Annotated in this window: 13 protein-coding genes; 5 read left to right on the top strand and 8 right to left on the bottom strand. The window is 67.6% G+C overall.

Going from position 1 to position 13,489, the window contains the following annotated elements:
- The first annotated feature begins 155 nt into the window (after positions 1-155).
- Positions 156-1,445 carry an SLC13 family permease gene (locus tag ACGFH8_RS02830; RefSeq protein WP_393362457.1) on the top strand — a complete coding sequence of 430 codons (1,290 nt, stop codon included), beginning with the start codon at positions 156-158 and terminating at the stop codon, positions 1,443-1,445.
- Positions 1,446-1,448: 3 nt separating this feature from the next.
- Here the strand turns inward: ACGFH8_RS02830 and ACGFH8_RS02825 are convergent, their stop codons facing one another.
- Together ACGFH8_RS02825 and nhaA are read right to left on the bottom strand one after the other, a co-directional pair.
- Positions 1,449-1,895 (bottom strand): CBS domain-containing protein, encoded by a 447-nt coding sequence (locus ACGFH8_RS02825; protein WP_393362455.1) that lies wholly within the window; start codon positions 1,893-1,895, stop codon positions 1,449-1,451.
- A gap of 70 nt (positions 1,896-1,965) precedes the next feature.
- Positions 1,966-3,288: a Na+/H+ antiporter NhaA gene (gene nhaA, locus ACGFH8_RS02820; protein WP_393362452.1), complete on the bottom strand. Its 1,323-nt coding sequence runs from the start codon at positions 3,286-3,288 to the stop codon at positions 1,966-1,968.
- A 472-nt stretch (positions 3,289-3,760) separates the two neighbouring features.
- Here nhaA and ACGFH8_RS02815 point away from each other — a divergent pair, with 472 nt between their 5' ends.
- Together ACGFH8_RS02815 and ACGFH8_RS02810 are read left to right on the top strand one after the other, a co-directional pair.
- Entirely contained in the window at positions 3,761-4,261 is a 501-nt protein-coding gene (locus ACGFH8_RS02815; protein WP_393362449.1) for a hypothetical protein, read from the top strand.
- A 197-nt stretch (positions 4,262-4,458) separates the two neighbouring features.
- Positions 4,459-5,568 carry a hypothetical protein gene (locus tag ACGFH8_RS02810; RefSeq protein WP_393364437.1) on the top strand — a complete coding sequence of 370 codons (1,110 nt, stop codon included), beginning with the start codon at positions 4,459-4,461 and terminating at the stop codon, positions 5,566-5,568.
- A gap of 395 nt (positions 5,569-5,963) precedes the next feature.
- Here the strand turns inward: ACGFH8_RS02810 and ACGFH8_RS02805 are convergent, their stop codons facing one another.
- From ACGFH8_RS02805 to ACGFH8_RS02795, 3 genes are all read right to left on the bottom strand, one after another.
- Positions 5,964-6,113, bottom strand: a complete 150-nt coding sequence (locus ACGFH8_RS02805) for a hypothetical protein (protein ID WP_393362447.1) — start codon at positions 6,111-6,113, stop codon at positions 5,964-5,966.
- A gap of 305 nt (positions 6,114-6,418) precedes the next feature.
- Positions 6,419-6,922, bottom strand: coding sequence for a hypothetical protein (locus ACGFH8_RS02800; RefSeq protein WP_393362444.1), 504 nt, complete (start codon positions 6,920-6,922; stop codon positions 6,419-6,421).
- A gap of 142 nt (positions 6,923-7,064) precedes the next feature.
- Complete coding sequence (locus ACGFH8_RS02795) at positions 7,065-7,847, bottom strand: hypothetical protein (RefSeq protein ID WP_393362442.1); 783 nt, start codon at positions 7,845-7,847, stop codon at positions 7,065-7,067.
- A 90-nt stretch (positions 7,848-7,937) separates the two neighbouring features.
- On the opposite strand from ACGFH8_RS02795, the gene ACGFH8_RS02790 reads away from it, so the two are divergent.
- Entirely contained in the window at positions 7,938-9,086 is a 1,149-nt protein-coding gene (locus ACGFH8_RS02790; protein ID WP_393362440.1) for a cellulose binding domain-containing protein, read from the top strand.
- A gap of 280 nt (positions 9,087-9,366) precedes the next feature.
- Here the strand turns inward: ACGFH8_RS02790 and ACGFH8_RS02785 are convergent, their stop codons facing one another.
- Together ACGFH8_RS02785 and ACGFH8_RS02780 are read right to left on the bottom strand one after the other, a co-directional pair.
- Positions 9,367-10,647: a hypothetical protein gene (locus ACGFH8_RS02785; RefSeq protein ID WP_393362437.1), complete on the bottom strand. Its 1,281-nt coding sequence runs from the start codon at positions 10,645-10,647 to the stop codon at positions 9,367-9,369.
- A 352-nt stretch (positions 10,648-10,999) separates the two neighbouring features.
- Complete coding sequence (locus ACGFH8_RS02780; protein WP_393362434.1) at positions 11,000-11,740, bottom strand: hypothetical protein; 741 nt, start codon at positions 11,738-11,740, stop codon at positions 11,000-11,002.
- Between the two features lie 39 nt (positions 11,741-11,779).
- Between ACGFH8_RS02780 and ACGFH8_RS02775 the strand changes: the two genes are divergently transcribed.
- Positions 11,780-12,406: a TetR/AcrR family transcriptional regulator gene (locus tag ACGFH8_RS02775; protein WP_393362431.1), complete on the top strand. Its 627-nt coding sequence runs from the start codon at positions 11,780-11,782 to the stop codon at positions 12,404-12,406.
- A 16-nt stretch (positions 12,407-12,422) separates the two neighbouring features.
- Here ACGFH8_RS02775 and ACGFH8_RS02770 read toward each other — a convergent pair whose 3' ends face one another.
- Positions 12,423-13,430: a hypothetical protein gene (locus tag ACGFH8_RS02770; RefSeq protein WP_393362428.1), complete on the bottom strand. Its 1,008-nt coding sequence runs from the start codon at positions 13,428-13,430 to the stop codon at positions 12,423-12,425.
- Between the last annotated feature and the right edge of the window lie 59 nt (positions 13,431-13,489).

The following is a 13,489-nucleotide window of genomic DNA, read 5'->3' as shown; positions in this document are numbered from 1 at the left end:
GGCCGGCAGCGAGGGTGTCACCGCAGGGGATGCACCTCTCGCCCAGGGTCGGCACGCCCGTTGCTGACCGACCAGGCTGATAGGTTGATCTCAGGTGTGCCGGGAAGTCTGGTCGGCGTTGTGATGACGGCTGACCAGAACAGGAGAAGCGCCGCATGAGCACCCTGGCCTGGATCGCGGTGGCCGTATTCGCCACCGCCTACGTCCTCATCGCCACGGAGAAGATCAACCGGGTGGCGGTGGCCCTGGGTGGGGCGTCGATCATGCTGGCGATCGGGGCCACCGACGCCGAGCACGCGTTCTTCTCCGAAGAGGCCGGCATCGACTGGAACGTCATCTTCCTGCTGCTGGGGATGATGCTGATCGTCGGCGTGCTGAAACGCACCGGCCTGTTCGAGTACCTGGCGATCTGGAGCGCCAAGAAGGCCCGAGGCCGCCCGTTCCCGATCATGGTCATCCTGGTCGTGGTGACCGCCATCGTGTCGGCGGCACTGGACAACGTCACCACCGTGCTGCTGGTAGCGCCGGTAACGCTGCTGGTCTGCGAGCGGCTCGGTGTGCCGCCGGTCCCGTTCTTGATCGCCGAGGTGATGGCGTCCAACATCGGTGGCGCGGCCACCCTGGTCGGCGACCCACCGAACATCATCATCGCCAGCCGGTCGGGGTTGAGTTTCACCGACTTCCTGAACGTCATGGCCCCGCTGGTGCTGATCGTGATCGTCGTGTTCATCGGCCTGTGCCGGATCATGTTCCGCACGGCCTTCCGCTACGACGCCGAGCGCGCCTCCCGGATCATGGCGCTGCGGGAGGCGGACGCCATTCGCGACCGCCGCCTCGTCGTGATCAGCCTGGTGGTCCTCGGCGCGGTGCTTGTCGCGTTCAGCCTGCACACGGTGCTGCACCTGGAGCCGTCGGTGGTGGCCATCCTCGGCGGCCTGCTGCTGCTGGCGTTGTCCCGACTGGACGCGGAGGACGTGGCCAAGGAGGTCGAGTGGCCGACGCTTGTGTTCTTCGCCGGCCTGTTCATCATGGTGGGGGCTCTGGTCGCCACCGGGGTGATCGACAGCATCGCCCGGTCGGCGACCGAGGCCGTCGAGGGCAAGCTGTGGCCGGCCACCATGTTGCTGCTGTGGGCATCGGCCGGGTTGTCGGCGATCGTGGACAACATCCCGTACGTGGCCACGATGAGCCCGATCGTGAGCGAGCTGGTGAACGCCGAAGGCGGGATCGGTAAGGCTCAGGTGCTCTGGTGGGCCCTCGCCATCGGGGCTGACTTCGGCGGTAACGCCACTGCCGTCGGCGCCTCGGCGAACGTGGTGGTGCTCGGCATCGCCGATCGCGCCGGGCACAAGATCACGTTCTGGGGGTTCACCAAGTACGGTCTCATCGTCACCGTGATCTCGGTGGCGATCGCGGTGCCGTATCTGTGGCTGCGGTTCTTCTGACGCTCAGGTGCCGAGCATCCGGTCGAGCAGCCCGTCCAGGGTGATCGCGCCGGTCATCACCCGATTGCCGTCGACGACCGCGACCAGCGGCACATTCGAGCGGGCCATCACCGAGGCGACCTCGAGCAGGGTGGCGTCGGCGCTGACCGCCGGCAGGCCCGGACGGTTGCGGGGCAGCAGGTCCGCGACGGTGCGGTTACCGATGCCCTCCAGGATCACGTCGGCGGCGGCCTCGTCGATCACCCGGGCCAGCGCCGGATCGTCCTGGCAGTAGGACGGCAGCGCCATCCGCAGCACCTGCGTGCCGGCCAGCACCGTCGAGGGACGGCCCATGGTGTCCACCACGATCAGGCCGGGCAGGTCCTGCGCCGCCAGGATCCGCGCGGCCTCCCGTGCCGGCATGTCCTCGGTAACGGTTTCCATCTGGATCGCCACGTCGCTCGCGCGCATGCACCGACGATACGCCCGGGCCGCCGCCTCGACCGCGCCGATGCCGCGTGTCAGCCCACCCGCGGCCGACCTACTGCTGGTAGACGTCGGGAACGTCGTCACGGTCACGGTCGGCCTGCTCAGCCTCGTAAATCTGCTGGTACACGCGGTTGCGCACCCGCAAGATGACCATGGCGAGCGCGGCGGCGATCAGGGAACCCGCCAACACGGCGATCTTGACCCGGCCGTCGGCGTCGCTGCCGATGCCGAAGGCGAGTTCGCCGATCAGCAGCGAGACGGTGAACCCGATGCCGGCCAGCACGGCCAGCCCAGCCACGTCGATCCAGGCCAACCCCGCGTCCAGCCGGGCCCGGGTGAAACGGGCGACGAGCCAGGTCGCCAGCAGGATGCCGATCGGCTTGCCGACGACCAGACCGAGCATGATGCCCACAGCGACGGGATCGGCGACCGCCTGCACCAGGCCGTCCAGCCCGCCGACGGCCACCCCGGCGGACATCAGCGCGAACACCGGCACCGCGACGCCTGCGGAGATCGGCCGGAATCGGTGCTCGAAGTGCTCCGCCAGACCGGGCCCGGGCCCGGCGTTCCTGGAACGCAGCACCGGGACGGCGAAGGCGAGCAACACCCCGGCAACGGTGGCGTGCACACCGGAGGCGTGCACCAGCGCCCAGGTCGCGAACGCCAGCGGCAGCAGCAACCACCACGAGCGCACCCGACGCTGCACCAGCAGCGCGAACAAGCCCAGCGGCACCGCCGCGGCCAGCAGCGGCAGCACCAACAGGTGAGCGGTGTAGAAGACCGCGATGATGACGATCGCCAACAGGTCGTCCACCACCGCCAGGGTCAACAGGAAGGTACGCAGCGCGCTCGGCAGATGCCGGCCGATCACCGCCAGCACGGCAAGGGCGAACGCGATGTCGGTGGCGGTCGGAATCGCCCAGCCCTTCACCGCGCCGCCCCAGTTCACCACCGCGTACAGCAAGGCCGGCACGAGTACGCCACCGACCGCGGCGGCGACCGGGACCGCGGCCCGGCGGGGATCACGCAGATCACCCGCCACGAACTCGCGCTTGAGTTCGAGACCGGCGACGAAGAAGAAGATCGCCAGCAACCCGTCGGCCGCCCACATCGCCAGCGACAGGTCAAGGTGCAGCGCGTGCGGCCCGATGGTGAGCGCCGTCATCGCCTCGTAGCGGTGCGCCCACGGCGAGTTCGCCCAGATCAAGGCCACGACGGCACCGATCAGCAGGAGCGCGCCGCCGATCGTCTCCTTGCGCAGCACGTCGGCGATGCGACGTGCCTCGGCCCAGGAACCACGGCCGAGGACACGAGGGGGCGACTGGGGGTTCGACGTCACAAGCGGGCCAACTTTCGGAAGACAGGTCGGAGCCATTTGCCGACCAGACTTCCCGGCGCACCGGAACCCATCGTACCGGCGCCCGCCGCTGCAGAGGCCTGGACGCTACGGCCACATCGGGCATCGCCGCCGTCGGCACCATCACGACGGCGGCGTTCGGCGTCCTAGCGCTCCTTGTACGCAGACGAGGCAGATGACGGGAGCCACCGCAGGGGCGCCTGTCAGGCCCGAGGATCAGCTCGCATGGTGCCGTGTCCGCCACGACTGCACGGCGCGTTCGGCGCCGCCGTGCGCGCGATGCCGAAGGCCGACCTCGATCCGCCCGTGTCGCCTCCCGGCACGGTGCACAACTCGCTGAGCACCGCCGTGTTCGATGACATGTATCGGGAGTCCCGCGAGCGGACGGAGACCTATTCGCCGGGGTTGTGGGACACACTGCTGCGTCGTCTCGGCGAGATCCCGGACGCGGCATCCTTCGAGGCGCGGACCAGGGGACGAGCAGGGGCGGTTGAACCAGCCGAGTTTCCTCGTGAGTGCGGTCAGCGACGAGGACTACGTCGATCTCGTCTGCACCATCGACGACGCGGTGGCCCTTGATCCCGGCGGTGAGCGAGCGCTCCTCGCGGCCGTCCGCGATGTGGCGGACTTGGCCGCCCCGGTGGCGGTCGCCGTCGCGGTACGAGGTCCGCTGACGGATACGTCGCTGGAGGCGGCGCTCAGCGGTGCCTCGGCTGACTACCGCAAGCGCCCGGGCGAGGTGCTGTGCAACCACGGTTGGCTGACCGTGCTCAGCGACGAGATCGCCGAGCGCGTCGGCGGTGCTGATCGTCTGCGCGCCGCTGGCGGGTTCGTCGAGGTGGAGCCGCTCGCGGCTGGCGGCTGGTGCTGCTGGCGACGAAGGCCTTGGACGAGTACGGCGGGAAATCACCGGCTGAGTCCGTATAGTCGAAGGCTTGATCCGCGAGAACCTGCTCGATCGTCCAGAGCGCCAGCGCGGTCGCTGGTGTGAACCGGGCATCCTGCGCAGGAATGACAGCCATTCTCACTGCAGCTGAACAGCGGAAGAGCTTGGCGAAGTCGGGCTCTGCGGCGAGGTCGAAGCAGTCCTAGTGGAGTAGGCGGGCCAGCTTGCTGCAGGGTGCGCGAAGGTGGGATCATTGCGGCCATGATCGAAAGAATCGAGTCCTCCGTCCGCCGGTGAGCGTGATGACCGAGCCTGGACTGCTCGGACCCCAGATCGCTTTGTTCGAGCACGCTGTGCGTCTCCATCAGCAACATCCTGACGGTGCTCTGCCTGGCGACGGTGAGCCGTATCCGGACCATGATCGTCACCGCTCGCGGCCGTCTTATCGGCGTGCGAGGGATCGACGCCTCTACGGGGCCGATGTCGCTGTCATTCTCGACAGGCACTTCAACGAGCCTGACGCGCAGGCGAGTGAACTTGTCGACGCCTTCCGGGAGGTCTACGTTCCGATCCATCGCAACGACCACATCGTTGCCGCGGCGCTGCGCGCGGATCGGCAGCTCATGCGGCAGACCGGCCGGTGGTTGGTGCGGCGCAGCAACGATCGGAATGCCGCCGCAGTCGGGCTCGCGCTGCTGGCCGCCGATTGGGCCGAGGACGACATCCCGCTTATCCAAACCATCGGTCTGCTGTCGAATCACTTCGGGCCTTTGGCCGTCGAGGCGTTGCAGCGCCGCCGTGGAGGTGCTGAAGCGCTGCAGTGGCTCGGTGATCGCGTCGCTGGCTGGGGCCGGGTCTATGTCGTCGAGGCGCTATGCCGACAAGGCGCCGCCAACTCCCGGGCATGGTTACTGCGTCACGCCTGCGACGGCGACTACCTCAATGGCTATTTCGCCGGCAAGGTTGCCACCACGGCGCATCTGCACGAAGCGATCACCGGCACCGATGCCGACGACGAGCTGATCGATCACACCGGCCGGCTCCTGAGGATCATGGCCGACTGCGATGGCATGGGCATGACTCTCGAGCACTACCCGCCGGCGCCTGCCGTGCTGGCCGCGCATGCCGCTCACCTCGCCCAGCAGCCGCCGACAGCGAACCGATACGTCGATGCCGCGATCATCGCCAACCATCTGACGGCCAAGCCTCCGAACCGGTGCGGCTGCAGTGCCGAGCAGCGGGACCGCATCGTGCAGCAGTACCTCGCCGTACTCGACCGGCCGGATTGGCGCAGCGCGGTCCGCGCGGGCCTCGGCCCGACCAGCAACTTCTTCGCCTGGTTCATCGACCACGTAGCAGCGCGGCTGCGTCTCGGCGCGTTTTCCGACGTGGCTGAAAATGGCGAGCGATGAACCGCAGCGGCTGGATCGTCCACCTCTCCGGCGGTGCCGGCCAGCAGGTAGTGCAGGCGTGCCATGACTTGTGCAGATCCAGCTCGGGATCGGGCATCTCTGCGTCTTCATCGTCGAGGTCGCCGAAGAGCAGCAAACTTACGGTCGCCGGAGCATCCAACACGGCCCGCAGTTCCTCGACCGACAGCCGGCGCCCGATCAGCTCCATCCCCACGAACAAGTCCTCCCGATAAGTCTGTTGCCTCCACTTGCGGGAGTGCCTTTGCTGCTGGCGGGCACGATACCGACGTCTGGTTCGGCGGTGTGAATCATCCTGGGCAGCACGTGCTTCGTACGTGGAGCCGGAGCATCGCGGTTCTGTGGGCCGGCGCGAACTACGGATGGGGCGTCGGCTGTCAATCGAGCGCCGTCGCGCCTCCGACATCGGTGGCTAAACCGAAAATGGTGCACGCCGGCCATGGCGCGGTCTCTGGTTGTCCGCTCCATGTCAAATGGACCAGCGCCCATCGGCTGCCGGCCTTGACCATCACCAGCGCCGAGATCATCGCCCGTATGACCGGGTACGTCTCCTGTACGATCCGGCCGAGCAAGAAGCGGCGCGGCTGCAGTGATACGTGTGTGTCGCTCCGGTCGGACCGGACTTCCGTCTCGAGATCCCCACGAATTTCCGCACGGCGTCGTCCTCGTCTGCTTCGCGCAGCGCGCCGGCAAGTTTCGCTGCGAGTCGCGGCCATCGGTCGGTGACCAGTGCTGATTCTTCGTGCGTCATCGCTGACGACGGTAGTCAGCGAACCGTTGTCGTCGCTCTCATTCCCGTCGCGCGTGTGCGGGTGCTCGGCGTTGTCCACGCTCAGCCGGCCGCCGGCTCGGCGTCCGCTCCGTCGAGGCGCAGCTCGGCTACGAACTCGGAGAAGGTTTCGGTGACTGTTCGCCAGGTGTAAGGCGCAGCGCTGGTCCAAACATCGCTGGCAATGACTCGTGGATCAGCCGAACTCGTTCGGTAGTCGAGCGCAATCGCGGTGTCGTCACCGGCGTACTGCGCAACGGCGATGAAGAAGGCGCGGTCGACGTCAAGCCATGGGAGTTCGACCGGACCGGTTGCCGTCGGTTCTCGCGCGAATCGGAACAGCTCCGCCGTTTCGTCATCCTGGCTCAGGCGGTCGAGCGACTGTGATTCCCGCTCCATCTGCTCGGTGCTGCCGAGAAAGTCCAGCGGATCCTGGAACCAGGGCATGACCCGAGCGACAGCAGGATCGCCCGGATGGTTCCACCTGCCCTCCCGCAGGAGAACGAGTAGCAGGTCAGGAACAACGAGACCGCGGACCCGAATCGTCGCCGGATAGTCGTCCTGCACGCTCGTCCCTTCGTGGTCGGCGCGGGCTCCTCGCCGTCTCGTCGAGTATCCGCTCATGCCGCGATCCGGGCGCCACCAAGCGTTACCGCCGTCGTGACCATGAGCATCTGACCGGGCGCATCGCCAGCCGGACCTGCGGGCGTCAGCTGCCGCGCAAGATCTGGTCCCGGTACTGCTGGAAGCCGTGCCAGCCAGCGGTCCGAGTTGGCTCGCCGGTCAGGAACTCGCCGGTCGAGATGTCGAGAGCGCGACCACCAACCGAGGCGACGATCCGCGCGATAACGGCCAGAACGTCGTCGCCGCCTCCACGCACGTACAACATGATCGAATCAACGGGGTCGTGCGACCCGATGTTGAGCTCGATGTGCCAAGTCGGGCCGTCCATGCGCCCCCACTCAGGATCCGACAGGTCGAGGTCCCGGAGGCTTTCACGTAACCACCGCCTGACATCCGGCCCGGTTCCCAATGGCGGCGGACTGAAGTCCTGCGGAAGCTGGTCAACCGACCTGGCGTCGGCCGGGGCGTCGAAGATAAGAACATCCCAACTCACGGCGTCCCCCGGCGTCCTCAGCCAACTCGGGTACCTTACTCGTGGTCGTTGCACCACGATCCGCCTGCCATCCTGCCGGTGACAAGGCGCGGGGATCGTGAGCGTGCTCCCGAATCGACCGATGTGGCTGCCCGATCCGGCGCTGGTGCCAACCAATGCACTGGGCCAGCAGCTCTCGATCGGTCGGCGGTCGGCGGCGCGGTGAAAGCCCAGTCCGCGGCTCGGGTGTGCAGGTGCGGCTTCGACCTGGTCGACGATCCCGAATGCGTCAGCGGTCGTGAGCCTGCCGGACGCGGTGACCTGCCCCTCAAGGTCGAGAACGATAGCGGTGACAACATCGCCGGAAGCCTGAAGCCGTGCAGCTGCGCTATCCACTCATCTGCCTGCTCGGCGCTGTGGCCGCTACCGATCAGCCATGGGCGGGCTGTCCGTTGTCCTGCCGCCGGCAGGACTGCCTTACGTGCCTTGACAGGAGGGCGAAGCAGCAGGACAGTCGACATTCTCATAGACGTTCAGCTATCTAAGGCGAGGTGTGCCATGCGGAAGTCGCTGACTGCTGTGGCCACCATCGCTGTTGCCATGGTCGCGATGATGGCCGCGATCTCACAAGCCAGTGCGGCGAACGCGGCGGCCGGGTGTCGGGTGAACTACGTCGTCACCAGCCAGTGGACCGGTGGCTTCCACGCCGACATCGCGGTCACCAACTTGGGTGACCTCGTCAACGGGTGGACGCTGCGGTTCGCGTTCCCTGCAGTCGACCAGCGGCTCACGCAAACCTGGAGCGCCACCTGGGCCCAGGCGGGCCAGCAGGTCAGCGCGACCAATCTGGGCTGGAACGCGACCCTGGGCACCAATGGCTCCGCGAACATCGGTTTCGTTGGCGCCTGGTCGGGCAGCAACCCGGTACCGGCGTCGTTCACGCTCAACGGCGTCACGTGCACCGGCGGCGTCCTGCCCAGCGTGACGCCGACCCGGACGACCACACCGCCGGTCGCTGACTACCCGGCGATCGTCACCTGGCTCAGCCCGACCGCCGGCGCGGTGTACACCACGCCGGGAACCGTCCCGCTGGCGGCGACCGCGACCGTGGGAGGCGGCCACGGCATCACCTCGGTGTCGTTCCGGGTGGACGGCGTCACGGTGGCCCGGGGGGTGAGGACGACCGGCGACCGGTACGAGGCGCTGTGGACACCACCGATCGGGGAGCCCGGCACCAGCACCACCTTCGTGCTGTACGTCTCGGCCGGCACCGACCAGTCGCTGTCTGGCGCTGCGCCGCCGTTGCTGGTCACGGTGGTGACGCCGGCGTCCACCGGCACCAACCACCCGCCGGCGGTGGCGTTGAGCACCCCCGGCGGGCAGACCTACTTCCTCGAGCCGACGACCGTCACGCTGGTCGCCGACGTCGCCGACACCGACCCCGGGGACCTCGTCAACCGGGTGGAGCTTTACCTCGGCGCAACCCGGCTGGCCGTGACGCCGACCAACAGCGGACAGCGCTACCAGTTCCAGACGGCCCTGTCGGCCGGTACGTCGTCCACCTTCACCGTGCGGGTCCACGATTCCCACGGCGGCCTCGGCATCTCGAACCCGCTGACCTTCACCATCCATTAGCGCCTCGGCCCTCCGTTGAGGGCTGACCAAGGTCCTTGTGGGTGAACCTGCGGTGGTCGCCCCAAACAGCTTGCTGGAGCCTTGGCGTTGCGGGTGAGCTTGCTGGAGTCCGCCGTAGTTCCGTCATTCGAGACACCGATCCCACGGTGGTGCGTATCCGGTGGACTTCCCAGTGGCGGTACGCGTAGGTCGCGTAGCCGGGTTTGCGTGACCTCTCCCGCGACATGCATCGGTGATGCCGCCGGTTCGGCGATACAGGCAGCCGTGATCTGCTCGCGGTTCAGCGGACGACGAGCGCGTCGGCGACGCGGAGAAATCCGCCGTCGTCGTGGATGTGCTGACCGTGGTCGAACGCGCTACTGGTTATCCGAAACCGCGACGGTCGGGTGATCTCCTCGCTGGTGAGAGTCCAAGGTCCTGCGGGGTCTGCGCCTGGCACCGCGGCAAGGAGGACGGCACAGCCGTGGCGAGGGACGTCGTCGTCGTGGGGCTCGTCGTACCGCGCGTGACGCAGCATGACCGGGCCGAAGCGGATCGCCTCAGGCGGCACCTCGGGCGGTACGTGACGCCACCGTTGTTCGAGCTCCGCGAATGCCGTCTGGCGCGCCGATCCATGGCGCGCGGCCGCCGCAAGGATGGCGCTACCCGCGTCGGCCGCGGCACGGCAGATGCCGACGATCGGTACGCCAGCCGCGAGGTTCGGATAGTGATGCACAAGCCGAGCGTGGAGCATCAACATGACGAGCGCTCGAGTTGCGGCCCGCTGCGGTGCGGGCAGGGTCGACGTCCGTACCGGCTTCCGCCGTTGCGGCCGTGCGTGTGGCGTGGCTAGGTCGGCCGCCTGGCCGGCCGTCGACTCGTACCATCGCGGGTCGTCGGGCCACACTGAAGCCTCGGTCGCGTGCAGGCGACCGCTCCGCCCGATCGTCACGGCTGACCCGGAGCTGGTGCGGCTTACGGCCATGCCGATCCGGTCCTCGGCGTCGAACAGCAGGTCGGTGACCCCGTTGAAGGTGAACCTCAGCGGAGCGGCCGGCCAGGGCAACGGGGATCCGTCCCGCGAAGCACGTCCGGTACTGGGTGTGAACCGCCGTGGAGCGGCCAGGGTCAGATGTACCTGCAATCCTGCCTCCGACGGTTGTGCCGTCAGCGAGCGCACGCTGCCGCTGGCGAGGTCGTAGTCGTGGGCTAGCGCATCGATGATCTCCGCGGTCAGCCGGAATGTACCCGGGGAGACGCGCCCTTGGTAGTCCCGATGTACGGAACGCTCCGGCAGTGCGGTGGGAAGCATCCCGTCCAGGCTCGGGTCCAGGTCGACCATCAGCCTCCGCCGGTCGGCCCCGAGGTCAGCCATCCATCGGAGGGCGGTGCTGGCTCGGCTGGATCGAAGTGGCCAGGGAGCACATGCGGCGCTCACCAGAGGCAGAGTGTTGTTGTCCCAGATGTCGGCGACGCGGCCGATGCGAGTCGCGTCGAAGCTCCGGGCGTCCATGGCCAGAGTTGCGATTTCTCGGATGGAGCGATCGAGCAGCCCGGCGAAGGTTTCCAGCGGCGAACTCACGTCGGCGAGTATGGCACCCGCGCGAAGAGGAGGGCCGCGTCGATCACGAGGCGACTTGCCGGCAGATGCGGTGCCACCGCCGCAGCTCGTCTCGGCTGAGCGGGCACACCACCTGCCATGCTGACCGACGGGACACTTGCCCTGAGCCAGTCACACCTGATGGCGGTGGACAGCCGTAGAAAGAGCGACCCCACCAGTCAGCTCGGCCAAGCCTGGCTGGGTTGCGGTGGCACCACCAGTCGATAAGTAGCCGATGAGCGGATGTCTATGCCTGCGCGCTCTCCGGCGGTTCGACGCGCTGCTGTGCTGGATGGCGACGCTGGCCGTCGGGTAGATCGGCCTGCCGATGGTCTCATCGAAATGACTCAACGGGACCGGTGCCTCGGTTGTTCGGTATCGCCTGGATGGGAACGGATGTCGGGCGGATCAGGGTGATGCCGTAGGCGACGACCCACACGACCCAGATTAGCCAGCCGACAAGGCCGAGGAGACCGACCGTACCGGGGTCGTCGATGGCCAGAGGGCTCAGCACGGCCGAGCCGAACTGGAGTGCGGCGGCAAGCAAACCGATCCCGCTGTGCCAGCGGCGGATCAGGCCGGCGCGTCGGCCGCTGATGGACAGGCCGGTCATGGCCAGTGCCAAGAAGGTGCCGTTGAAGACGAACAGCGCGTTGTGTAGTGCCCAGAGCCCGGCGATCGTGCTGCTGTCCTGCGCGGTCGTTGACGCGAGCGCGAGCCGCGTGGCCATCACGCCGGTGAAGGTGATGTTCTGCAGGATCACCCCGGCGAACCCGACCAGGGACCAGGCTGTGCCTTGCTCGAGGTCGGAACGCCACAGCACGGAGACCGCGCCGGCGCCGAAGAGGGTGGCCAGCACCCAGGCGATCGGTGCGAGTGCTGACGCGAGGCCGACGGTGTTCTGTTGGGTGGTGAAGAACTGGACAACGTCGTTGGTCTCTGCGCCGGTGTGGGGCAGGCCGGCTGGTACCAGGAAGGCGTTGATGGAGACGATCAGGATGGCGAAGCCGAGTCCGGCGAGGCCGGCGATCCGTGAGAACGTCCAGGTACTTCCGACGCCAAGTTTACGCAACATATATTCAATATAAGGCCCGAAAACCGAAGGGGGCAAGTCATGACCGCCGAGGCAGGCAGGCGCAGGTACGAGTCGCTGCGCCGGGCGGCGCAAGCGGCAGAGACCAGGGGTGAGATCGCCAGCGCCGCTCGTCGACTGTTCCTCTCCCGGGGCTGGGCGGCGACCACGGTACGTGACGTGGCGCGGGAGGCCGGGGTCTCGGTGCCGACCGTCTACGCGGTGTACGGGAACAAGACCGGGCTGATCCAAGCCCTGGCAGACGCGGCAGACATCGCCGCGGATCCATCGCAGTCGCTCGCCGAACTGGAAGGGGCCGAGAACGATCCGGTGCGGCAACTCGCGGCGATGGCCGGCTACGACCGGCGCCTCTTCGAGCGCGCCGGTGACGTCATCACGCTCGTGCGCGAGGCGGGCCGCACCGAGCCCGAGCTGGCGAGCGTCTACCGCGACGGCCGTCAGCGGGGGGACGAAACCAGGGTCCAGGTGTTCTCGTCCTGGCCGGCCGGCGTTCTCCGGCAAGGATTGGACATTCCGTCGGCCGTCGATATCTACGCGGCGGTCTGCAACATCGACGTCTACACCACACTGACCGACGAACGCGGCTGGCAACCCGATCAAGTCGAACGCTGGTGGACCGAGGCCCTGGCACGCGAACTCCTGACCTGACGTGTCATGAGGCGCCTCATGACAGGCCGTCCTGGTACGGAAGATTAAGAGGTAGACGACGACTACGAAGGCCACGCCACCTTTCGACCGATGCGGCTGCGGGAGCCAGCGCTGGCACCAAGCTGGTGCGCCCGCTGGGATAGACGATTCGCAGATTGCAGGGAGCATCGGCGCGGGTGGAGGCCAGCACACGGCAGTGCCCGTCGATCCGCGGGGTGCCGATGGCTGCGACGTCCAGCACGAAGATGTTCAACGTGTCGCAGATCCTGGACAACGACTTCCCCCACGCCCGGACCTCTGGGCTGCTGATACTCGCGAAATGCAGTCCGACCGCCGTGAAGGTGTTCCGGTCCAGCCACAACGCCCCCGAGTCGCCGTGATCGCCGAGCACCCCCTGAGGCAATGCGAAGTCGTCGGGAACGACCGAGAACTCGGTGCCGTCCGTGCCGTCGATGGTGCCGCCGGTGACTCCGGTCCGCAGCCCGGACTTGAGCACCTTGAGGCCGACGACGTGCGGGTTGCTAACGGATGCCGGCAGTGGCAGCCCTTCGATGTCGGTGGACACGTTCCGGCTGCGACTGGCGTCCTGCTCACCGATCGAACTCACGGCGGCATCCAGCCCCTGGTCCCAGCGCAGCAGGCGGCCAAGGAAGTTGTTCGGCGGCTCCGGATCGGGCGCAACCGGGTCGGGTTGGATCATCTGATCCATCGTGACCGGCGGATCAGCGACCGCCATGTGCCAGTTCGTCAACGCCAGAGGCCGCAGCGTGCCCCGTTCGAACACGATGGCCCCCAGCGTCCCCGGGTCTCCGGTGCCGGGACCTCCGACCTTGAGGTTTCCGACGTTGATGCCAACGAGGACAGGATCGTGCCGAGAGTGCCGGACATCCACATTCGGTACGGGATTGCTCTCGATGACGTCGACCGGCACCCCCTCGATCTCGTCGGGGAGTTGCTCCGACGGGGTGAGGCGCTGTTGGGCGCGGCGCTCAGGAAGGCGGCCGATGAGCTGCGCTGGTATCACGCCCGCCCCGCCCCTTGCCCCGTTCGGAAGGCCGGAAGTTGAGTATCCGCTGCGCCGGG

The sequence above is a fragment of the Micromonospora sp. NPDC049175 genome (assembly GCF_043197345.1).
Classification (GTDB): Bacteria; Actinomycetota; Actinomycetes; order Mycobacteriales; family Micromonosporaceae; genus Micromonospora.
Note: the sequence above shows the minus strand (reverse complement) of the source record. Positions and strands in the feature narration are given on the sequence as shown.

What these genes read in the sequence shown, in the direction of transcription:
- ACGFH8_RS02810 (WP_393364437.1), top strand. Translation starts at nt 4,459, where the DNA reads ATGACCGAGCCTGGACTGCTCGGACCCCAGATCGCTTTGTTCGAGCAC.
- ACGFH8_RS02780 (WP_393362434.1), bottom strand. Translation starts at nt 11,740, where the DNA reads ATGTTGCGTAAACTTGGCGTCGGAAGTACCTGGACGTTCTCACGGATC.
- ACGFH8_RS02830 (WP_393362457.1), top strand. Translation starts at nt 156, where the DNA reads ATGAGCACCCTGGCCTGGATCGCGGTGGCCGTATTCGCCACCGCCTAC.
- nhaA (WP_393362452.1), bottom strand. Translation starts at nt 3,288, where the DNA reads ATGGCTCCGACCTGTCTTCCGAAAGTTGGCCCGCTTGTGACGTCGAAC.
- ACGFH8_RS02825 (WP_393362455.1), bottom strand. Translation starts at nt 1,895, where the DNA reads ATGCGCGCGAGCGACGTGGCGATCCAGATGGAAACCGTTACCGAGGAC.
- ACGFH8_RS02775 (WP_393362431.1), top strand. Translation starts at nt 11,780, where the DNA reads ATGACCGCCGAGGCAGGCAGGCGCAGGTACGAGTCGCTGCGCCGGGCG.
- ACGFH8_RS02805 (WP_393362447.1), bottom strand. Translation starts at nt 6,113, where the DNA reads ATGATCTCGGCGCTGGTGATGGTCAAGGCCGGCAGCCGATGGGCGCTG.